Origin of the sequence: Azospirillum baldaniorum, from assembly GCF_003119195.2 — a bacterium.
Classification (GTDB): Bacteria; Pseudomonadota; Alphaproteobacteria; order Azospirillales; family Azospirillaceae; genus Azospirillum; species Azospirillum baldaniorum.
Genome location: NZ_CP022254.1, coordinates 1,012,059 through 1,033,541, shown reverse-complemented (window position 1 = coordinate 1,033,541; position 21,483 = coordinate 1,012,059). Strand labels below are relative to the sequence as shown.

General features: G+C 64.0%; 14 protein-coding genes. 8 read left to right on the top strand and 6 right to left on the bottom strand.

The features are described 5' to 3' along the window. Positions 1-23 precede the first annotated feature (23 nt). Genes Sp245p_RS19020 through Sp245p_RS19010 form a run of 3 tightly spaced genes read left to right on the top strand, consistent with a single transcriptional unit; the run spans position 24 to position 1,014 of the window. Entirely contained in the window at positions 24-569 is a 546-nt protein-coding gene (locus Sp245p_RS19020) for a DUF2267 domain-containing protein (protein WP_014197793.1), read from the top strand. A 26-nt stretch (positions 570-595) separates the two neighbouring features. After that, positions 596-790 (top strand): ComEA family DNA-binding protein, encoded by a 195-nt coding sequence (locus Sp245p_RS19015; RefSeq protein WP_052584379.1) that lies wholly within the window; start codon positions 596-598, stop codon positions 788-790. Positions 791-831: 41 nt separating this feature from the next. Then, on the top strand, positions 832-1,014 hold the full coding sequence (locus Sp245p_RS19010; protein ID WP_014197791.1) for a hypothetical protein: 183 nt from the start codon (positions 832-834) through the stop codon (positions 1,012-1,014). A gap of 23 nt (positions 1,015-1,037) precedes the next feature. On the opposite strand, the gene Sp245p_RS19005 is transcribed toward Sp245p_RS19010, so the two are convergent. From Sp245p_RS19005 to Sp245p_RS18990, 5 genes are all read right to left on the bottom strand, one after another. Then, a complete protein-coding gene (locus tag Sp245p_RS19005) occupies positions 1,038-3,221 on the bottom strand; it encodes an amylo-alpha-1,6-glucosidase (RefSeq protein WP_014197790.1) in 2,184 nt (727 codons plus the stop codon). Positions 3,222-3,333: 112 nt separating this feature from the next. Then, positions 3,334-4,389, bottom strand: a complete 1,056-nt coding sequence (locus Sp245p_RS19000; protein ID WP_041812719.1) for a glycosyltransferase family 4 protein — start codon at positions 4,387-4,389, stop codon at positions 3,334-3,336. A gap of 297 nt (positions 4,390-4,686) precedes the next feature. Continuing rightward, positions 4,687-5,025, bottom strand: a complete 339-nt coding sequence (locus Sp245p_RS18995; RefSeq protein ID WP_158310412.1) for an ATP-binding protein — start codon at positions 5,023-5,025, stop codon at positions 4,687-4,689. Beyond that, entirely contained in the window at positions 5,022-5,261 is a 240-nt protein-coding gene (locus tag Sp245p_RS36435) for a WD40 repeat domain-containing protein (RefSeq protein WP_338084157.1), read from the bottom strand. Before Sp245p_RS36435 ends, Sp245p_RS18995 begins: the two co-directional genes overlap by 4 nt. Continuing rightward, complete coding sequence (locus Sp245p_RS18990; protein ID WP_129557196.1) at positions 5,164-6,330, bottom strand: nSTAND1 domain-containing NTPase; 1,167 nt, start codon at positions 6,328-6,330, stop codon at positions 5,164-5,166. The genes Sp245p_RS36435 and Sp245p_RS18990 overlap by 98 nt, the downstream gene beginning before the upstream one ends. A gap of 743 nt (positions 6,331-7,073) precedes the next feature. Between Sp245p_RS18990 and Sp245p_RS18985 the strand changes: the two genes are divergently transcribed. From Sp245p_RS18985 to Sp245p_RS18960, 5 genes are all read left to right on the top strand, one after another. Continuing rightward, positions 7,074-9,779, top strand: a complete 2,706-nt coding sequence (locus Sp245p_RS18985) for an N-acetylmuramoyl-L-alanine amidase (RefSeq protein ID WP_014197783.1) — start codon at positions 7,074-7,076, stop codon at positions 9,777-9,779. 18 nt (positions 9,780-9,797) lie between these two features. Next, positions 9,798-11,543 carry a trypsin-like peptidase domain-containing protein gene (locus Sp245p_RS18980; RefSeq protein WP_014197782.1) on the top strand — a complete coding sequence of 582 codons (1,746 nt, stop codon included), beginning with the start codon at positions 9,798-9,800 and terminating at the stop codon, positions 11,541-11,543. A gap of 1,572 nt (positions 11,544-13,115) precedes the next feature. Further along, positions 13,116-15,404 (top strand): AAA family ATPase, encoded by a 2,289-nt coding sequence (locus tag Sp245p_RS18970; RefSeq protein ID WP_014197773.1) that lies wholly within the window; start codon positions 13,116-13,118, stop codon positions 15,402-15,404. A gap of 200 nt (positions 15,405-15,604) precedes the next feature. Next, positions 15,605-16,675: an IS630-like element ISAzba6 family transposase gene (locus Sp245p_RS18965; protein WP_014198268.1), complete on the top strand. Its 1,071-nt coding sequence runs from the start codon at positions 15,605-15,607 to the stop codon at positions 16,673-16,675. 39 nt (positions 16,676-16,714) lie between these two features. Further along, positions 16,715-18,448, top strand: coding sequence for a UvrD-helicase domain-containing protein (locus tag Sp245p_RS18960; RefSeq protein ID WP_052584378.1), 1,734 nt, complete (start codon positions 16,715-16,717; stop codon positions 18,446-18,448). A 490-nt stretch (positions 18,449-18,938) separates the two neighbouring features. Here Sp245p_RS18960 and gyrB read toward each other — a convergent pair whose 3' ends face one another. Further along, the gene (gene gyrB / locus Sp245p_RS18955) at positions 18,939-21,422 is read right to left on the bottom strand and encodes a DNA topoisomerase (ATP-hydrolyzing) subunit B (RefSeq protein ID WP_014197769.1); all 2,484 of its coding nucleotides are present in this window, start codon (positions 21,420-21,422) and stop codon (positions 18,939-18,941) included. Between the last annotated feature and the right edge of the window lie 61 nt (positions 21,423-21,483).

Genomic DNA, 21,483 nt, shown 5'->3' with positions numbered 1-21,483 from the left:
GACAACCGATACGGAGGACAAAAATGGACAGACCAGCCGCCATCAACCGGACGGTGCAGGAAGCCGACATCTGGCTCAACGAACTCCGCGAGGACATGCAGGCCGCGAGCAAGGACACCGCCTATGCGTCCCTGCGGGCCGTTCTCCACGAACTGCGCGACCGGCTGACGGTCGATGAGGCGGCACAGCTCGCGGCACAGCTGCCGATGCTCGTCTGCGGCCTCTATTTCAACAGCTGGAAACCCGCGGCCAACCCCACGCGGGTGCGGACCGTCCAGGAATTCCTGGACGGCGTGCGCGACCGGGCTCCCGGCCACGAGGAGATCGATCCCAATCTGGCGACACGGTGCGTCTTCGCGCTGCTCGCCCGCCATGTCTCGCCGGGCGAAATCGACGATGTCATCCAGCAGCTTCCCACGGAACTGCGCGCCCTGTGGACCTTTCCGCGCGCGGAGCGCAACGCCATTGTGGAAGCCGCGGTGACGCTGGTGGAAATCGACCGTGGGACGGTCCTCGACGAGGATGCCGGCCGGGCCTCGCCGACACCGCCGACGGAGGTGGCGCGTTGATGTGTTGCGAGGGAGCCATGAACAGGATGTTGAAAGTCGACCTCAACCGCGCGAGCAAGGAGCAGTTGCTGTCGATCCCGGGCATCGGCGAAGAGCAGGCCGCCGCCATCATCGACTACCGCAAGACGCACGGCCGCTTTCGCCGCGTCGAAGAGATCGCCCTCGCCACGACACTGCCGGGCGTCACCATTGACGACCTGCTCGACCGGGTCGAGGTGTGAGACGCAGACGGATCTTGAACAGACTTTGAGAGGAGACAGCCATGACCGAAGACGACGACCATCTCCGTCGCAAGGCCGTCAGCGGCAGCAAGAGCCGGCCGAACGACCGGGACGGCGGTGATCACATCCGCCAGGCGCAGGAATGGAACGGCGGGTCGAAGGGCCGCAAGGGGCCGATCACGCCCGAGGACAAGCGGAACCCGAACACCAGCGTCAAGAGCTGATCGTCGACCGTTCCCCCGGCCCTTCAGATGACGGTGATGATCCGGAGGTTTCCGGTCCGCTTGATCACGGAAACCGCAACCTGCGCGCCGTGCCGGCAGAACGACACGTCCGCGCAGGCCGGGCCGAGCGACACGCCACTCAACTGCACGGCATCAAGGAACAACGGCAGACGCGGGTTGTCGAAGCGGATTTCCCCGCCTGCCGGATCGAACGCGATGCCGAGCGACGCCTGCAGCAGGGCGAACAGCGTGGCGCTGGCCCAGGCCTGCGGCGCACAGGCGACGGGATAGAGGGTCGGGCCCTTGCCCGGCCGCCGCGAAAAACCGCAGAACAGTTCCGGAAGCCGGCGCAGTTCCATGTACAGGCTCGCGTCGAACAGGCCGCCGAACAGGCGCAGGACCGGTTCCTTAAACCCATAGCGCGCCAATCCCAGCGCGATCAGCCCGTTGTCGTGCGGCCAGATGGAGCCGTTGTGGTAGGACATGGGGTTGTAGCGGCTCTCGCCCTGGGGAATGGTGCGGATCCCCCAGCCGGAAAAGGAATCGCCGCTCATCAGGGTGGCCACAACCTGCGCTGCTTTGTGCGGGTCGGCGATGCCGCTGAACAGCGTGTGCCCGGCGTTGGAACTGCGGACCCGGCATGGGCGCTTTTGCCCGTCCAGCGCGAGCGCGTAGGTGCCGATGTCGTCGCACCAGAAGGCTTGGTTGAAGGCGAAGGCCAGTTCGGCCGCCTGATCGTCGAGGGCATCCGCCCTCGGGCCCATGTCCATCGCCCGCGCCAACCGCGCGGCCGCCCGCTTGGCGGCGTAGACGTAGCCCTGCACCTCGCACAGCGCGATCGGGGCTTGCGCCAGCGTGCCGTCGGCGTGGAAGATCGAATCGTGGCTGTCCTTCCATCCCTGGTTGGCGAGCCCTTCTTCCGTCCTGCGGCCGTATTCGACGAAGCCGTCGCCGTCGCGGTCGCCGTAGGCGTCGATCCAGGTCACCGCCGCCTCGATGTGCGGCCACAGCGCGCGGATCGTCGGCAAATCCAAGGTGCGCTCGAAATAGGCGCCGGCCAGCATCACGAACAGCGGCGTGGAATCGACGCCGCCGTAATACAGGCCGAAGGGCACCTCGCGCAGGTTGGCCATCTCGCCGCCGCGGGTTTCGTGCAGAATCTTGCCGGGCTCGGCATCGCGAAGGGGATCCTCGGCGGTCGCCTGCCGCGCGGCGAGCGCCATGAGCACGCCACGGGCAACCGTCGGATCGGCCCACAGCATCATGTGGGCGGTGATGATGGCGTCGCGCCCGAACATGGTGCTGAACCATGGGATGCCGGCGTAAGGGTAGGGACCCTCGTCGGTGTCGGTCATCAGCATGGCGAGGTCGGCCTGGGCGCGTTCCAGCGCCTCGTTGAGCAAGGCGTTGGCCGTCGTAACCGAGGCGGTCCGCCGCTTTGCCGCTCGCACCGCCCGGCGCGCCTGGCGCAGGCGGAAGAAATAGCGTTCGCCGCTGAAGGCGTGCGCCGGCTGCGCCGCACAGGTGACCGCCATCAGCACCACGTTGCGCTGCCCCGGCGCCAACGCGATGCGGAAGCGTGCGGCGGTGCCGGTCAGAAATTCCGGTTCCGGGTCGAACCGCACGGTGGTGACCCGTTTTTCGTTGTCCAGTCCATCATAGGCCAGAACCACGCGCCCCGCACCGACGACAGGCTGGTGGCTTCTGCCGCGCTTCGCGCGCCGCTGCCCGCGCGCCTCGAACAGGTCGGCAAAGTCGGCGGCAAAGCGGATCTCCACGGTCATCTCGTGCGCTTTGGTGTCGAAGTTCCGGAAGGCGAAGCGCTCGTAGCTGTGGCCCATCCACAGGAACTTGCTGCGCAGCAGGTGGATGCTGTCGCGGGATAGGTCGATTTGACGCCCGTCGAAGCGGTCGGGGTTGGTAAGGTCGACGGACATGAGCACATTCTCGTCATCGACCGTGGAACTCAGCAGAAGCGGGCGCTTGCCGTCGATGAGCACTTCCAACCGCGAGAGGTAGCGCGTGTCGCGGTGAAAGAGGCCCTGCGGGCTGCGGTCGGAGCGCAGGACGTCTCCGTAGTGATCGAACACCGCAAAGCTGTCGCCGTGCTTGAGGGTGCGCGGTTCCAGTTCCGCCAGCGAGGTCGTGGCCGGAATGTAGAACTCGGGCACAGGGTCGGCTTCGTCGTTCGAAATCCGATCGTCCATGGCGGTGCTCCCGTCTCAAGGCCGCGTATAGGGTGGGCCGATGGAGGTCAGGGCGGAGCTTCGGGCGCGATCCCTTCGGGACCGCGGCCACGCCCATGATGGTAGGCCCCCGTCACGCGGCATCGACCTCGACCAAAGGTTCATGACCGTCGAGCAGGCGGCGGTAGAGGGTAATATAATCCGCGGCCATGCGGGCGGCGGTGAAGCGCGTCTCGAAGCGGCGGCGGACGCCGCGCCGGTCGATTTCGCCCAGGCGTCGCACGGCGCCGACCGCGGCGTCGATGCCGTCGGCAATGAAGCCCGTGACGCCGTCCTCGATCACCTCCGGCACCGATCCGCAGGGGTACGCGATCACCGGAGTCCCGGTCGCTATCGCTTCGATCATCACCAGCCCGAACGGTTCGGGCCAGTTGATCGGAAACAGCAACGCCGCCGCGTTGCCAAGGAAGGCGCTCTTCCGGTCTTCGCCGATCTCGCCGATGAAGTCGACGAGCGGATGATCCAGCAGCGGCTCGACGGTGTCCCGGAAATACTGACTGTCGGCCTTGTCCACCTTTGCGGCGATTTTCAGAGGCAGGCCGGCGCGCTTGGCGATTTCGATGGCGTGGTCCGGTTGCTTTTCGGCGGCGATGCGGCCAAGGAAGGCAAGATAGCCGCCCGGTGCGAACCGGGGGTGGAGCAGATCGGCGGGAATGCCGTGGTGCACCGTGCGGAGCCAGCGCACCGGTGGCATTGGTGCGCGCTGGTGATCGGAGATGGACACCAGCGGCATGCCGTCGAACTCCCTGTAGAACGGCTGCAGGTCCGGCAAGTCGAGCCGGCCGTGCAGCGTCGTCACCGTGCGGCCGGCGCGATCCCGGAACATGGGCATGTGCAGGTAGTCGGTGTGGAAGTGAATCAGGTCGAACGCGTCGCGTTGCTGGCGAACATGCTCCAGCATCAGGAGGTGATGGATGATCGGGTCCCGGACGGCGGAGTCGAGCCGCGTGGCCTGTCGGCAGCAGGGGGACAGGCGCGCCGTAGTGCGCGAGTCCGCCGACGCGAACAGCGTCACGTCGTGCCCCTGCCGGACCAGTTCTTCGGTCAGATAGGAAACCACCCGCTCCGTTCCGCCGTACAGCCGCGGGGGCACCGCTTCGTAAAGGGGTGCGACCTGGGCGATGCGCAAGCCGGAGCTGCTGATTTTGATCGTGCGCATGGGGGAGCCCTTTCTTTGCACCCTCAACAGGGAAGCGCAGTCCTGTGACCCAGGGAGCATTCCCTAGGATGATACCGAAGGCGGGTGATCCCGGACGGCGTGGCGGCGGAGCAGCGGCGACCAGGCGCAGGCCTCAGTATCGCGGTTTTCAGCCGCATGCTCGATCTTGGGCGCCCGAACTCCGTCCGCGTCGTCTGAGCAAGGCGGGGGCTGGGGCGAGCACTTGCACGTCTCGCCTCCCTGCAACACGCCAGCGTCCGTATGAGCCTACCCGGCGAGCAACTCGCGAATTGTGGTCAACCGAGTTCGCGGCAGCCGGATCGTTACGGTTGTGCCGACGTCCGGCTGGCTGTCGACATCCAAGGAACCCCCATGCTGTTCGGCCAGAGACTTTGCGATATGCAGCCCTAATCCAGTTCCGGCATACGGTCGCGAGTGTGCATCATTGAATTGCGTAAAGGGCATCCCGACTTCCGACATCCGCTCGGCCGGGATCCCGATACCGGTGTCAGCGACGATGATGTCGAGAGAGTCCTTACCCACCGCAACGGTAACGGCAATTTGCCCGCTCTCCCAGTTGCTGGTGATGAGGGAACGGTGGCTCATTGGGGACATCGGCCCTGCGCGTCCGGGGCGGGGATGAGGTCGCGGGGGCGGGATCGGTCCTCCACCGACAGACCAAACCGTTCCCGCTGGGCGATGGACAGGCAACGGGTCAGCCGACTGCGCACCAGCGCGGACAGCTCATCGAGGTCCGGGAAAACGTCCCACAGGCGGAGAGTGTTGTCGCTCGACACTGTGGCGATGCGGCGCCCCTCGGAGCTGAAAGTCGCCGCCAGCACATCGTTGGAGTGCCCCTCCAGCACGATTGAAGCCGGAGTGCTTCCCGAGATGTCCCACACCCGGGCGGTCTATCTCCGCCGCGCCGGCGTCGGCCGGCGGTCCGCCCGCGTGAGCGGCACCCTCGCCCGCCGCGCTGGTGAAGAACTCCTCGAACTGATCGACCACGACCAGAAGGCCGAGCGCTCCCTGCCCGCGCGCGGCCGTCACCACCTCGGCCAGCCGGCCCGCCTCGAGGGACCGTTCCCAGCGGTCCATGGCGACCAGGCGCTCCGGGCCGGGCCCCAGGCCCTCCACCTCGGCGGCGATGGCCTCCGCCAGGTTGCGCAAGGGCGTCAGGCCCGGCCGGACGGTGACCACAGCCCACCCCCGCCGGCGGTAGACTTCCGCCACCCCGGCCTTGGCGAGCGAGGACTTGCCGCTGCCCGACGCCCCGAGCAGCGCGACCAGCCGCTGCGTGTGCAGGCGGTCCAGCAACGCCTTCAGCGTGCCGGTCGGCTCGGCGTCCGGGTCCACGGGGCGGCCACGGCCGAAGAACAGGTGGGCGGTGTCGACATCGAAGGCCGGCAGGCCGGGATAGGGGCTGGCGAGCGGCGGCCAGGCTCGGGCCAGGGAGAAGGCGGGGATCACCAACCCCTGTTTGGCCCCCTGTTTGGCGTCCTTTTCCAGCCGCTGGACCACCATGCCCAGCACGCGGCCGTTCGCGAAGATCGGGGCGCCGCTCAAGCCCTCCTCGATGAAGCGCTCGAACTGGCCATCGCCGTCGGCCACGAACCAGCCGCTGGCGTCGACCGCCGTCAGGACGCCGTGCACCGGAACCCCGTCCTGCGCCCCCATGAAGCCGAAGCTGTGGAACGCCACCCGCTGCCCAGGGGCCACCACCCGGCGCGGCGGCTCGATCCGCAAGGCCGGCCGGAACGGCGGGGTGAACGGTGGCCGGAGGAGGAACACGGCGATGTCCGCCACGTCCGTGTCCCGCGCCCGCTGGATCGGCCGCGGGCGGCCGCCACGCCACCAACTCCAAAGTGACCGTGGTGCCGCGGCCGACCAGGTCGGCGGTGACCATGCCATCCTGAGGTGCGCGGTCCTCGGTCATCCCGCGGCCCAGGGCCAAGTTGGCGACATGGGCGCAGGTCAGAGCGTAGGTGCGTCCGTCCGCGCCGGCCGCGAGAAACCCCGTCCCGGCGATCGTCGGCGCCACGCCGTGGGCCCGCCAGAACCGGATCAGGCAATCATGCAGCGGCGAGGTCATTTCTCACCCATGGCTCTCACGGAGAAAGCAACCCACTACTGTTCCGCCAGATGTTAAATAAAAGGCTGTTTTTTTCCTCTAATTATCGCTGCGCATAACCGCATATTGGAGAAAGAAATAACCACCAAAGCCTACGGCTTGCACTCTCGACCTGTCCAATGGCCGTTCGAGTGACGTGAATGTTACGGAATGGCACATCCTACACCTTCCGCTCGGCGAGCGGGGCAAGGAACTGCGGAACAGTTCCCTGAAATGGACCATGCAATCTTGCAGTCTTGGTGGGGATCGCCTGTGAGATGGCTTTCGACGCGATTGCAGGTCAACGGAAACCGAAGAGAGCCACCATGGGAAGCGTTAACGCATCCCAGATCCACAAACATTTGTTCCAAATCGTTTTCTTTTGTGGCAAGTGTATTCGGTGAAGTCGATAATAATTTTCCACTTTGGAGTCAATGCTTCAAGTCACCCACGAAATCTCCGTGCGTTTGACTTTGCCGCAACCGCGGATGGTGGCATGCTGTCACGTCATCGCGCTCAATATTTTTCGCGCATGAGGTGTGGAATGGCGATCGTCGTTATCGATCCGGGCCACGGTGGGAATCGCGAAGTGGGCGGCTCAAGCGCCAACAACGCCAAGGGGCCCACCGGCCTGCTGGAAAAGACCGTCACCTTGGAGCTTGGTTTGCGAACGCGAGACTTGCTCGTCCGGCAAGGGTTTGACGTCCATCTCACACGGGACGACGACCGCAATCTCAGCCTCGCGGACCGGGCCGCCGTGGCGAAGGAGGTCGAGGCCGATGCCTTCGTCTCCATCCACCTGAACGGCTTCAACGGCAAAGCCCAAGGAACCGAGACCTTCCATCACACACAGGCGAGGGCCGCCTCCAAAGCTTTGGCGGCGGCCGTCCAAGCCGGGGTGCTCCGGGCAACGGATCTGAAGGACCGTGGCGTCAAAGTGGACCAGCTGGGCGTCCTGGGGCCGGAGCACCATGCCCCGGACACCGCGGCTTGCCTGGTCGAAGTCAGCTTTATGGATGTGCGAGACGAGGAAGCACGACTGAAAACCAACGCCTACAAGGATGCCGTATCGCAAGCCCTGGCGTCGGCTATCCTCGGCTGGCTGTTGGCCGATCAGCGTATTCGCCCCGAGATCGTTGCCGCCCGGCCAGAACAGTGGCGTGTCACCGAAAAGCTTCGGGGATTCATGGACAAGCCACTCATCCTGGAGGACGGTTTCAGCCGGCTGCACATGGAGGTCGCCGGATTGAGCGATGCTCCGGACCGGCCGGACGGACCGAAACCACGGCATCGGGGGAGCCGCGGCAAGGGGACCACGCCCTCGTCCGTCGATTTCTTCGTGGAGCCCAGTGCCAAGATCCCGCCGAAAGCCGCCGGCGTGCCGGACCTCGACCGCATGTCGCTCGGCTGGCGGACGGAACGACTGTTCCCAACGGAAACCGGCATCGCCAGCCCCGAAGCGATCATAGGATTGGACGAGTCCCTGGATGCCGTCTTCCTGGAGATCATGGCCAAGCGGCGCAAGGGTGTCTGCATCATCTGGACGAGCGGCATCGACTCCCAGGGCCGGTCCGGCGATTGGATGGGGACCGGCTTTCTGGTCGCTCCCGACATCCTGCTGACCAATCATCACGTGCTCAACTCGCCCGAGGTGGCCGGCAACGCCACCGTGTCCTTCGACTTTGAGCGCGGGGCCCCCGACCTGCAGCAGGGCCGCAATGCCCCACCGCAGCGCGGCCGGGAGTATCGCCTGAACCCGGACCGGCTGTTCGTTACGAGCCCGTACGACGGCGGCCTGGACTTCACCTTCGTCGGCATTGATCAAGTGCCCGCGGCCGATGGCGGGGTGAGCCGGATGGAGCGCGCCGCCTTCGTCATCCGCTCCGGAGAGCGGGCCTTCCTCATTCATCACCCGGGCGGCAAGCCGAAGCGTGTTTCGCTGGAAGACACAGACATCGTCGGAGCCCGGCCCGACGGAGCGGTCATCCACTACACGACCGACACCGAGCCGGGCTCCTCCGGATCGCCGGTGTTCGACCGCACCGGCCGCCTGATCGCGCTGCACCACGCCTCGCGCGCCAACGACAGCGGGCTGGCGGACTCTGCTGGCGTCGTGTCGCGCTTTGTCAATGAGGGGATCAAGATCGCGGCCATCGCGCTCGAGTTGGAGAACCGACGCGCCCGGCGCCCCGATCCGATGATCGACAACGTCCTGAACGAGATCTACGGGGCCGACACCCTGGCCGGCTTCTTCGGCGCCGCCGGGCGGCGTGTGCGCGACAACCGGCCCGGCGCGGAGCGGGTGGTTGACACCTATTCGGCGACCGTGCAGGACATCGACGTCGGGTTCTGGAACATCGAGTGGTTCGCCAATCGGTACAGCGCGAAGCTGGACGAGGTGGCGACGCTGATCACCGATCTCGGGCTCGACATCTGGGCGTTGGTGGAGACCTCGCCCAAGGCGACCGAGGCGTTGGTCCGGCGGATCGAGGAGAAATTTGGCCTGCGCCTCGAGTGTCTGCACAGCGAGCCCAGGGCTCCGACCTCCAAGCAGACGACCTCCGTACTGTGGAACCCGGCGACCGTGGACGGGACGCTGGAGCGGTGGCCGCCGGAGCTCGAAGAGTTGTTCGCCCTCAGGAGCGAGGACTTCGACCTGGGGCCGGAAGCCGCAAAGCCAAAGCCGGGCAAGATTTTTGACCGTCATCCCGGGCTGTTCCGCTTCCAGCCACGCCAGCAGTCCGGCGCCCTGCCGGACTTCTACCTGGTCCCGGTTCATCTCAAAGCCATGGAGGAGGGATGGGAGCGGCGGCGCATGGCATCGCAGATTCTGGCCCACGCCGTCCAGCATATGGTCGATCAGCACCACGCCGATGCGGACTGGATCATCGGCGGTGACTTCAACGCCGAGCTGGAATCCGGGGACTTTGGCGCCCTGACCAAGGCGCGCTTCGTCCCGTTGTCCGCCCAGGACGAGGCGGAAGGCGCGCTCACCTACCTGAAGAGCCCGCGCTCCTTGATCGACCACGTGTTCCTGTCGCCGAACATGTCCCGCCTCTATGGCCCGCAGGACTTCTTCATCCTTGCCAAGGAGAAGAGTCAGGTGGACTACCTGAAGCGGTTCTCCGACCATCGGCCGGTCCTGTTGCGGCTGTCGGCTGCCGATGGCGCCGAGCGCCAACCGGCCCCTGTTCGCGATATCGGGGCGCAGATCGCTGCCCGCCTCGCCGCCTTGGTGACGTCGACGTGACGGCGGAGGGCGCGGCACATGGTCGTGAAGATGCTCTACTCGCTGGTGCTGTGTGGCATCATCTGGCTGCTCACCCGTGAGGTCTTCCAGGTCTGGTTTGACAAAGCCCTCTATGTCGGCCCGTTCGAGTATGCGGGGGGCACCGGCGCAGACCAGGGGAAGAACTTTGGGATCGAGGTTGCCCACGCTCACATGCTGCTGTATCGGCAGCTGCAGAACTACACCTCGCGCCGTGGTGGTGTCGCCGTCTCGGACAAAACGTTCATCCTGGGGAATGCCGATCGGCTGAACCTTCCGGCGAACACCCTCGGGGAAGTCACGCTCACGTACCAGAACGTCGATCTCGGCAAGCTGCTGACATCGCTGCGCAAGGGGCTGCGGCAGCCCAACGAGGTCGCGGGTTTCGTGATCGAAGGCGACGGCATGGTTCAGGCTGCCGTTGAATGGCCCCGGGCACCGGCGGTGGGCCGCACAGCCACCGCGGAAACGGCGTTTACGACGGAGCCTCGGAAGACGTTATCGGAAGCCGCTCGGCTCGTTGCCTGCGGCATTGCGTGGCCGCAGCTGGCCTCACGGTCAGTTGGGGTGTCCGATCTCGGCCGATCCGGGTTCTGCCGGTGGGCAGAGGCACTGGCCGTCCACGCCTCCATGTCGGTTCAGGCCGCGGGAGGCGTTGCGGTGGACACGAACGGACAAGACCAGGTTATCAGGGCCATAACCCGGCTGACCGGATTGATTGCCTCGGGAGCGACATACCCGGAGCTGTACCGGCTGCGCGCCGATCTCGTCGACCTGCTGCCTGCCGAGAAGGCGATGCCCCTGCAGGTGCAGGCCCAGGACGACCGGCTGCGATACGCCGTTGCAACGCGCGATGACCTGCAGCGGCTCCCCGAAGCCGACCGCAAGCAGGTTGCTTTTGCCATCGCTCGTCCGGCTCTGGCGGTGAATGGGGGCAAGTTCCGTGATGCCCTGCCGGACAATTGGAAAAGCCTGTTGGAGGGGCGCACCGCCGTTATTGCGCAGTCCATCGCAGCAACCGGGTTTCTCGGCCGGGGACAAGGCCCTCAGCACTTGGCCACGGCCTTCCGGATCGCACCCGATCTGATTGTGACCGTCGACTTCGCCCTTGGCCAGCTCCCCAAACCGCCCGAGGCGGAGGCGGCGCCGGCGAACGCGCCCGACCCCCGTATCCACGATCTTCACTTCTGCGAAGCGGAAGACGCTCGCACCGCCTGCCCGCCGGACCGGCGGTCCCCAGTGACAGCTATCGTCTTCGATGGCACGGGGTACCATTCCCGGGTGATGGTCCTGAGGATCGAGGAGGCTGAGGGCCCGCCACCACGTGCCCTGTCCCTGCGCTCGGCCGACGGTGATTTTGCCCAGGCCGTTACGGACCGGTACGCCGTGGTCGTGGGCTACCCGGCCCGCGATCAAAGGATGCCGACCGCCGTGGTGCAAACCTTGCTTGGCCAGGAGTCGGGTATCAAGCGGGTGATGCCGGGACGGATGCTGGGTCTGGGAAACACGGAGATGTTGACGGGACCGGGCATCGTCACGGACATCAACACCACAGGGGGCGTCGCGGGAGGCCCCCTTATCGACCTAACGACCGGTCGTGTGGTCGGAGTCCATGTTGGCGGCCAGTGGAAGGAGGGGGAAGGTAAGTTCGCCTATTCCGCCCCCTTCACGGACGAACTGCTGGCTCTCATCGACCAAGCCATCAAGGCTCGGATTGCGGGGGCGGCTCGGAAACCCACGCCATGAGACGTCAGCGCGGCCCCCTTTCGGAGAAATCAGCGCAAGGCGGGGCACACCTTCAAACGCTGTCGCTTTCAGAGATTGACTGGGCTGCGCAATCATTGGCTGGACTCACGCCACGCCACGCCACGCCACGCCACGCCACGCCACGCCACGCCACGCCACGCGACGGCGACCGGGAGCGCCCGCAACGCTCCCGATCTGTCACGTGGCGACGCCCCCACCCCTTTCCATGTCCTTGTCGCCGCCAAGGATCGGGTGGTCCGCCAGCACCGCCCGACGCCGCCTTTTTGGAATCTTGGAATCACGTAATCGCCCTTTGGCGTGACAGAATCGGTACGCTTCTGGGGTGGCGAGGTTGCGCGGTGATCCGGTCCAGAGATTGCCAGTGCGACGCCGGCTGGTCCATACAAGGAATGCCACTCCCATGAACGAGTGGACCGGAAAGCCATGGCAGATCATGGCCAGGCCAACTTGTCATTCGAGGTCGTTGACTTACGCTGACACCTGCGCGTGGCGGTTGCCCATGCTCGACGGTCAGGCTTCCGTCGCGGCGCCGATGCTGAAACTCCAAAGCGGGACAGGGCCCGTGCGCGGCTCTTCACCGTGTTGAACGAGACAGGCTTAGAGCGCAGATCAAAACCCTGTCTCTACGGACTTAAGCCGTTGATCTTGCTCGGACTGATACAGGTTTTGATCGGCACTCTTAAGCCCAGCTTGCTCCAACCGGCCGTTGATCACGATCATCGCCTCATTCAGGGAACACCCTTCCGGGGTGAGGTGCTTTTGGTCGAGGATCGCTTTGACGATGCCCTCGGTCTCCGGTGGCGGCCTCGGGCCGCGGCCGGAGTCGTCGCGCAGCAGGTCGCGGACCAGCCGGCGGGGGCCGTACTTGAGCAGGTAGCCGCGGATGGTCTGGGGCGTTCGTTTGAGGCGGCCCGCTCCGCGCTGTGCGGGGCGGACCGATCAAGGATGCGGTCCAAGTGCGTGGCCAGACGTTCGGCCCCGACCCAGTGCGCATTGCCGAGCGGGTCCTCAACGGGTTCGCCCATGGCGCCTGCGTCCTTTCCGGAAAGTTCTCGGCTGCAAGAAAACTTTCAGGCGAAAACCTTCCGTGAAGGAATATGAAAAGTCGACATAAATTTCATTAGAGGTAGGGAAAATTCTTAAGTGGGAGCGACACACAGCCTGAGATGCCCATCAAATCCAGAACGAACCGAAGGCACCGGCCAGTCCAGGCCAGCCGGCTCCGCGCCGAGTAGGATTGTCAGCGTCTTGAGGATGTCGAGGAGGGTTATTCAGGCGAGAGGACGGAGGCCCTGTCGGAGATGATTTGCACCTATCCATCGCGACTTCTGTGGCGGCTTGGCTCACAATCGCTCGGCATGCGGACTGCAGAGCCCCATATGGGCGGCCTCATCCAACAGTCCTAAGTGAGGGGCAGCAAAGGGTCGGACGAGATTTTCCCCACGCGCATCGCTTTATGCATTGTGAGGTCCATGCAAAGCCACCTAAAATCGGTTGCATTGGGGGTGGACGATGCACATTTAATCACTAAGGGTCCGCAATTTCCGCCGCTTGAAAGATGTCAGAATCGATCTTGCATCGGATATCTCGATCTTCGTTGGCGCCAACAACAGCGGAAAAACATCAGCCACACACGCGCTGCAACTTTTCGCGGCGGCGTCGCGTGATCGCTTTTCGATTCATGATTTCAGCGTCGATTGCTGGGATGCGATCAACGCTTTCGGCGATGGTGTAGATGGCGCGTCACTTCCTAGCATCTCCCTCGACATATGGTTCAACGTCAAAGCGAATGACCTGCACAGAGTTGTTGACCTTCTGCCGAACCTTGCTTGGCAAGGTAATTTCGTTGGTCTGCGCGTAGAGTTTGCAGCGACAGCTCCAGATACTTTGCGCACCAATTTTCAGAAAGCCCGGGAACGGGCCAGGGAGAACATTCGCCCTGGCGTCAATGGCGGTGCCGATTACCATCCCACACCACGAATACCCTGTCATTATCTCGGCGATGGCAAAAGTGACCGGTTCCGCCGAGAGTTCGAGTTGCGCTATTACGTTCTTGATCGCGCGCATTTCGACGATGATTTGTGCGCCAAAGCGGGCTATGCACCACTCCGCGTGACCCCGGACAAAGGCCAAACCGGTAGGGACATCCTTGCTGGCTTGGTAAAGATCGATGTTTTGCACGCGCAACGTCACTTGTCGGACTCCGCTGGCGGCAGCCGGTCAGAAGACCTGTCCCGGTGCCTCAGCCGGTTCTACGATCGCAATCTAGAGAAACGGGGAGAGGATTACGAGGCCCAGCGAGCCTTGGCAGACTCCGAAGCCATGCTCAATGATCATCTTGGGCGAGTGTTTGGTCCAACATTACAGCGCTTAGCAGTGCTGGGCTACCCAGGTCTCAACAATCCGAGCCTGCTGATCCGAACGGCCTTGAACCCTGCCACGATCATGAGCAGCCATGAAGGAGCGCGGGTCCACTATGCGCTGGGACCGGTCAATCCCAGGCGCGATCCGCTGACGCTGCCGGACCGCTATAACGGCCTCGGCTTTAAGAATTTGATTTATATGGTCGTCGAGCTTCTGGACTTTCATACCCGATGGCGCGACATTGAGGAAAATCGGCCGCCAGTCCACCTAATCTTTATCGAGGAGCCAGAAGCCCATCTGCATGCACAGCTTCAGCAGGTTTTCATTCGAAAGGTATTTGATATTCTCGTGCTCGAGGAAGAGGAAGCCAAACACTACACCACACAGATTGTGGTTTCGACGCATTCGCCACATATTCTTTACGAGCGCGGTTTCCGCCCTATCCGCTATTTTCGCCGAACATCGGGTCCAGCCTTGCAGACATCAGATGTCCTCAACCTCTCAAATTTTTACCAAAATACAGCCAACCCTACACGTGACTTCCTTGAACGGTATTTGAAACTTACTCATTGCGACTTGTTTTTTGCCGACGCCGCCATTCTCGTTGAAGGCAACGTCGAGCGGCTCTTGTTGCCGCAGATGATCGCCAAAGCGGCCCACCGTCTCCAGTCCGCCTGCCTCAGTATCTTGGAAATTGGCGGCGCGTTCGGCCATCGATTCAGGCCCCTGATCGAATTCCTCGGCATCACCACTTTGATCGTTACCGACATTGACAGTGTCTTGCCACCCCAAGCCAACAAGGATAACGCTTCCCCAGGTGAGGGGGCCGCGCCGCTGGCCGAAGGCGATGCCTCGTCGGCTGAGGAAGCGGATGCCTCACAGACCGAGGACGAGGCGCCGGAAGCCACGGACGACGACGATTCCGCTGCCGGGTCGGCCTGCATGGTCCACATCGATGGCGCGCTGACGTCCAACCAAACGCTGGTTCAATGGCTGCCTGGCCAAAAGACGATTGTCGAGTTGCTCGCAGCCGACAAGGCAACGTGCACCCAGTTGCCGAAGGCCAATGGGGACGCGCTGGTCCGCGTAACGTACCAAACCAGGGTCGAAGTGACTTGGTCGGGGCGAACTGTGGCGATTGCCGGCAGAACGCTTGAAGAAGCGTTTGCACTGGAAAATCTTGCTTGGTGTCAAGCGAAGGAGCGAGCCGATCTCAAACTTCGTGTCCGGGGGGCCGCTAAGCTCTCACTGGAAGAAATGGCTGAACGCCTGCACAGAAAGATCAGTAAATCGAGCTTTCATAAGACGGATTTCGCGCTCGCTCTGCTCTCTCATGATCCTTCGGCGTGGAACGTGCCACACTATATTTCAGTTGGCCTTTCCTGGCTTGAGCAACAGGTCATGCCACCCCCGGCTGAATCTGTGCCCGAGCTCGCACCGAAACTGGAGAACCTTGAACAGGCCGGAACCGCATGACAAGCCGGATAGGACAACCAGACACCCAGGCAGACGTCGAATTGCGTGCGTGCCTTGACCAGCGACCTCAAACGAGCTTCGTCATGGTGGCCGGCGCTGGTTCTGGCAAGACAACCTCACTGGTCAAAGGCCTCGCGCACCTAGTGCACTGACGCAGACATAGGATTCACAGCGGCCGGCCGACGTGCGATTCTGTCGGCATGGCCCAGACCGTCAGCATCATCGTTGGAGCGGAGGACCGCGCGCGCTTGGCCGCGATCCTCGGCGACCGGAACCGCCCTCAGAAGCATGTGCAGCGGGCGACCATCATCGTGCTCTCGGCCGAGCGGCTACCGGTGCAGGAGGTGGCGCGCCGCGCCGGTGTCAGCCGCCCGGCGGTCTGGCGCTGGCAGGTGCGCTACGCCGAACAGGGCGTGGACGGGCTGCTGCGCGACAAGACGCGTAAACCTGGGCGGGCGCCGCTGCCCACCGCTACGGTAGCCAAGGTGCTGGCGCTGACCTGCTCGGAACCACCCGGCGCGGTGACGCATTGGACCGGCCGGGCGGTGGCCAAGGCGGTCGGCATCAGCCTGCGCGCCGTGCAGCGCATCTGGGAGGCCAATCGCCTTCAGCCCCATCGCATCCGCACCTTCAAGCGCTCCAACGACCCGGCCTTTGCCGCCAAGGTCGAGGACATCGTCGGGCTCTACATGGACCCGCCGTGCCACGCAGTGGTGCTGTCCATCGACGAGAAGAGCCAGATCCAGGCGCTCGACCGCACCCAGCCCGGCCTGCCGCTGAAGCCCGGCAAGTGCGGGACGATGACGCACGACTACAAGCGCAACGGCACCACCACGCTGTTCGCCGCGCTGAACACGCTGGACGGCACGGTGGTCGGGCGCTGCCTGCCCAAGCACACCCACAAGGAGTTCATCAAGTTCCTGAACGCTGTGGAGCGCGCCGTCCCGGCGGGCAAGGTGATCCATGCCATCGTCGATAATTACGCCACCCACAAGCATCCCAAGGTCCTGGAATGGCTGGCTGATCACCCGCGCTGGGTCTTCCACTTCACGCCTACCTCGGCCTCCTGGATCAATGCCGTCGAGGGCTTCTTCTCGATCATCACCCGCAGACGCATTCGGCGCGGCGTCTTCAAGTCCGTGGCCGACCTCCAGGACGCCATCGCCCGCTACATCCGCGAGCACAACAAGGCATCCAAACCCTTCGTCTGGATCAAGCCCGCCGACACCATCCTCGCCAAGATCGCCCGGCTCCCTGCACCTTCTGAATGAGTCAGTGCACTAGCAAAGACGCGCGGTAAGGACCTGCGGATGCGCGGCCAGCGGATCGCTTGCATCACATACACCGAAGTTGCGGTGCGGGAGATTTGGGGGGACGTCGGCAATGATCCACTCATTCATGTCTCCACCATTCATAGCTTCCTGTGGTCGGTGGTCCGTTCGTTTCAACGCGACATCCAAGCATGGGCCTTGACGCGCATCGACGCGAAGGTCGATGAGGCGCAGAAGCGCTTGGCGAACCCGCGCACGCAGAAGCAGACGCGCCCAGGGTTGGAGCGCGATATCGAGCGCTACCACCGTCAGCGTGACATCGTGGGCGGGTTGACGCGGTTCACCTATGGGACGGGCAGCGACTTTGCCCGAGGCGTCCTGGGCCATGCCGATATCATCGCCATGGTACCAGCGTTGATTGAACAGCATCAGCTTCTGCGTGACCTTGTCGCCAGCCGCTTTCCGTTCATCTTCGTTGATGAAAGCCAGGATACGGTGCCCGCCGTCGTGGCGGCTCTCCGGCGTGTCGCCGAGACGGTCCAGCACGAGTTCTGTTTGGGCTTCTTCGGCGACCCGATGCAAAAGATTTACACGACCGGCGCGGGGGCTATTCCGCCAGGGGTGGGGTGGGCAAACATTACAAAGCCGGAAAACTTCCGGTGCCCACGCCGCGTGCTTGATGTCGTCAACGCGATCCGGGCAGAGGGCGACGGCTTGGTCCAGACCCGAGGCCGAATGACCCAAGCCGATGGTCAACAGAGGTCGATTGCAGGAAGTGCACGCTTGTTTCTCCTGCCCGCCGATGATCATCGGTCGGAGCGGATCGCCCAAGTCAGGCAATGGCTGAGCCGTGAAAACAACGATCCACATTGGGAGAACGACGCGCGTGAGGCTGACGTGCGCGTGCTGGTCATCGTTCATCGCATGGCTGCGATGCGTATGGGATTCCCGGGCCTCTATGCGGCCTTGCATGACAAGGCACCTTCCAGCCTCAAGGATGGGCTTGAGGATGGCAGCACTTGGCCGCTCCGGCCATTCCTGACCTATCTCCTGCCGCTTGCCCTGGCCGTTCGCGTCGGCGATCACTTTGAAGTCATGTCACTGCTGCGCACCCACTGCCCCCTGCTCACGGCGGACGGCATCGCGGGCCGGGAGGTGGGCGAGGTGCTCCTCCAACTCAAGGCTGCGACGATCCAACTGAGCGCGCTGTTCGACGCGCCGACGACCACGATCCGTCATATTCTCGATCATGCGATCACCACCGAACTTCTTCGACTCGACGATCGCTACACCCCATATTTTGCTGACCCTGATAGAGGGCCGGATGCCGATGATCCAGAAAGCGGGCCTGTTACGGCCTTTCTTGCTTGCGGTGCAAAGGAGTTGTGGGGGTATCGTCACTACATTGAAGACATGTCTCCCTTTGCCACGCAGCAAGGTGTGAAGGGCGCCGAATTTGATCGTGTGTTGGTGCTCATCGATGATGATGAGGGGCGTGGGCAGAATCAATTTTCGTATGGAAAGTACTTTGGCATCACGCCGCTGTCGGAAAGGGACACGGAGAACTTAGCGAAAGGAGAGGATTCAGTGTTGGAGCGGACGCGGCGCCTTTTCTACGTCTGTAGTTCGCGCGCGACACGTGACTTGGCTGTAGTAATGTTTCTGCCCAACGTAGAAGCCGCGCGGTCACAGATCGAGGCCAAAGGACTTTTTCGGCCTGAAGATATCTACGATGACCGGTCGTTGGTTGAACATCCAGCGGCGGCTGGTTGAGCCTCTTGTCCCAGTGTCATTCAAAGCCGACAATGGCCATAAGATCCGGATGGGATCTCATATTTAAGTGAACAAATTTTCGTTCTCAGTGTTTCTTGAGAAAACTCGCCATGCCTGGTCGATTCTCACGGTTTACTGAAATTGACAGCGGCCGTTCCAATCCATCGCTTGCCATGGTGGTCGATTTGGCGCGTGCTCTGGCGACGCACCAGTCCGTCATGTTGGCCGGCTTGATCATCGAAAGGGGGCGCCGAGCCGTCGCGGCGCAAGCGTCTCAAGGACTGATGGGGCAGGGCGCCAGCCCCAGTTCCATGTGTGGAACGTGGGCTTCATGAAAAAGGGCGGACCCGGTTGGATCCGCCCCATTCTGCGTCTGTTCTGTCAAGTTCCAGCTTCGCTTGATCTCAGCCTTTCTCAATCATAGAGTTAAAGTTTCTCAATCATAGAGTTCGGTTTCTCAAGCTTTGCGTTAAGGGCCAGAGCCGTTTGTTTACACGTCCAGGTTGGCGACCTTGAGCGCGTTCTCCTGGATGAACTCGCGGCGCGGCTCCACGATGTCGCCCATCAGGGTGGAGAAGACCTCCTCCGCCTGATCGGCGTGGTTGACCTTCACCTGCAACAGCGAGCGCTTGGTCGGGTCCAGCGTGGTTTCCCAGAGCTGGTCGGGGTTCATCTCGCCCAGGCCCTTGTAGCGCTGGATCGTCACGCCGCGGCGGCCCAGCTCCATCACCGTGTCGAACAGGGCGACAGGGCCGGTCAGGCTGCGGCTTTCCTTCTGCTTCTCGAAGGCGCGGCCCGGCTCGGCGTAGACGCGCTTCAGGTCCGCCGCGATGGCGTCCAGCTTGCGGGCCTCGGCGCTCTTCAGCAGGTCGGCGTCCAGATGGTGGCGGTGGGTCACGCCGCGGCGCGTCCGCACCAGCGCGTAACCGCCCTGGAGCAGGCTCTCGCCGCGCCAGCCGCCTTCGACGTCCAGCGCGTTCAGCCGGGCGGCCACCGTCTCGGCCGCCTGCTGCGCCTGGGCGGTGTCCTGCGACAGCGCGACCGACAGGGCGCCGCTCACCGCCGCCGATTCCACCACCGACAGGTTGCCGGCCTTGCGGGCCAGCGTCTCGATGTGCAGGCGGCCGCCGCGGGCCTGCTCGACCATCTCGCGCAGCGGTTCGCCGTTCAGCAGGGAGCCGTCGGCGGGGCGCACGGACAGGTCGCCCAGCGCCGCCTCGATCAGATACTCCTCAAGCGCCCGGTCGTCCTTCAGGTACCGCTCCTTCGCGTTGCCGCGCTTGATGCGGTAGAGCGGCGGCTGGGCGATGTAGAGATAGCCGCGCTCGATCAGTTCCGGCATCTGCCGGAAGAAGAAGGTCAGCAGGAGCGTGCGGATGTGGCTGCCGTCCACGTCCGCGTCGGTCATGATGATGATCTTGTGGTAACGCGTCTTGTCCGGGTTGAACTCGTCGCGCCCGATGCCGGTGCCCAGCGCCGCGATCAGCGTGCCGATCTCGGCCGAGGACAGCATCTTGTCGAAGCGCGCCCGCTCCACGTTCAGGATCTTGCCGCGCAGCGGCAGGATGGCCTGGAACTGGCGCGACCGGCCCTGCTTGGCCGAGCCGCCCGCCGAATCGCCCTCCACGATGAAGAGTTCGGACAGCGCCGGGTCGCGCTCCTGGCAGTCGGCCAGCTTGCCGGGCAGGGAGGCGATGTCGAGAGCACCCTTGCGCCGGGTCAGCTCGCGCGCCTTGCGGGCGGCCTCACGGGCGGCGGCGGCCTCGACCACCTTCTGGACGACGCGCTTGGCGTCCGCCGGATGCTCCTCGAAATACTGGGCGAGGCATTCGCCCACCACCGCCTCGACCACCGGGCGGACTTCGGAGGAGACCAACTTATCCTTGGTCTGGCTGGAGAATTTCGGGTCGGGGACCTTCACCGAGAGCACGCAGGTCAGCCCCTCGCGCGCGTCGTCGCCGGAGAGGTTCACCTTCTCCTTCTTCGCGATGCCCGACTCGTTGGCGTAGTTGTTGATCGCCCGCGTCAGCGCCGCGCGGAAGCCGGCGAGGTGGGTGCCGCCGTCCTTCTGCGGGATGTTGTTGGTGAAGCAGAGAGTCGTCTCGTGGTAGCTGTCGTTCCACTGGAGCGAGCATTCCACGGTGACCACGCCGCCATGCTCGGTCGGGCGTTCCGCCTTGATCGAAATCGCCGGCTTGTGCAGCGGCACCTTGGAACGGTCGAGCCAGTTCACGAAGGCTTCCAGCCCGCCTTCGTAATGCAGGTCCTGGACCTTCGGCTCCACCCCGCGGGCGTCGGTCAGCACCAGCCGCACGCCGGAGTTCAGGAAGGCCAGCTCGCGCAGCCGGTGCTCCAAAGTCGCGAAGTCGAACTCGGTGTTGGTGAAGGTGTCCTTGGACGGCAGGAAGGTGACCTCGGTGCCGGAGAGCGGCTTCTGCCCGCCGTTGCCGTCGTCGACCATCGGGGCCGCGCCGATGTCGGCCAGCCGCTCGTCGGCGACGCCGTGGCGGAAGCGCATGAACCATTCGCGGCCGTTGCGCCAGATGCGCAGTTCCAGCGTCTCCGACAGGGCGTTCACCACCGACACGCCCACGCCGTGCAGGCCGCCCGACACCTTGTAGGAGTTCTGGTTGAACTTGCCGCCGGCGTGGAGCTGGGTCATCACGACCTCCGCCGCCGACACGCCCTCTTCGGAGTGGATGTCGGTGGGGATGCCGCGGCCGTTGTCGCGCACCGTGACCGACCCGTCGGCGTTCAGCTGCACCACGACCGCGTCGCAGTAGCCGGCCAGCGCCTCGTCGATCGCGTTGTCCACGACCTCGTAGACCATGTGGTGCAGTCCGGAACCGTCATCGGTGTCGCCGATGTACATGCCCGGACGCTTGCGCACGGCATCCAGCCCGCGCAAGACGGTGATCGATTCCGCGCCGTAATCCTGCTGCGGGAGGTCGTTCTTCAGTGCTTCCTGTGCCATGGCTCGACTATAGCAGACTGCGTTGGGTTTCGGCGGAATACCGTACTTCGGTAGGTGATTT

What these genes read in the sequence shown, in the direction of transcription:
- Sp245p_RS19020 (WP_014197793.1), top strand. Translation starts at nt 24, where the DNA reads ATGGACAGACCAGCCGCCATCAACCGGACGGTGCAGGAAGCCGACATC.
- Sp245p_RS19015 (WP_052584379.1), top strand. Translation starts at nt 596, where the DNA reads ATGTTGAAAGTCGACCTCAACCGCGCGAGCAAGGAGCAGTTGCTGTCG.
- Sp245p_RS19010 (WP_014197791.1), top strand. Translation starts at nt 832, where the DNA reads ATGACCGAAGACGACGACCATCTCCGTCGCAAGGCCGTCAGCGGCAGC.
- Sp245p_RS19005 (WP_014197790.1), bottom strand. Translation starts at nt 3,221, where the DNA reads ATGGACGATCGGATTTCGAACGACGAAGCCGACCCTGTGCCCGAGTTC.
- Sp245p_RS18995 (WP_158310412.1), bottom strand. Translation starts at nt 5,025, where the DNA reads ATGAGCCACCGTTCCCTCATCACCAGCAACTGGGAGAGCGGGCAAATT.
- Sp245p_RS18990 (WP_129557196.1), bottom strand. Translation starts at nt 6,330, where the DNA reads ATGGCATGGTCACCGCCGACCTGGTCGGCCGCGGCACCACGGTCACTT.
- Sp245p_RS18985 (WP_014197783.1), top strand. Translation starts at nt 7,074, where the DNA reads ATGGCGATCGTCGTTATCGATCCGGGCCACGGTGGGAATCGCGAAGTG.
- Sp245p_RS18980 (WP_014197782.1), top strand. Translation starts at nt 9,798, where the DNA reads ATGGTCGTGAAGATGCTCTACTCGCTGGTGCTGTGTGGCATCATCTGG.
- Sp245p_RS18965 (WP_014198268.1), top strand. Translation starts at nt 15,605, where the DNA reads ATGGCCCAGACCGTCAGCATCATCGTTGGAGCGGAGGACCGCGCGCGC.
- Sp245p_RS18960 (WP_052584378.1), top strand. Translation starts at nt 16,715, where the DNA reads ATGCGCGGCCAGCGGATCGCTTGCATCACATACACCGAAGTTGCGGTG.
- gyrB (WP_014197769.1), bottom strand. Translation starts at nt 21,422, where the DNA reads ATGGCACAGGAAGCACTGAAGAACGACCTCCCGCAGCAGGATTACGGC.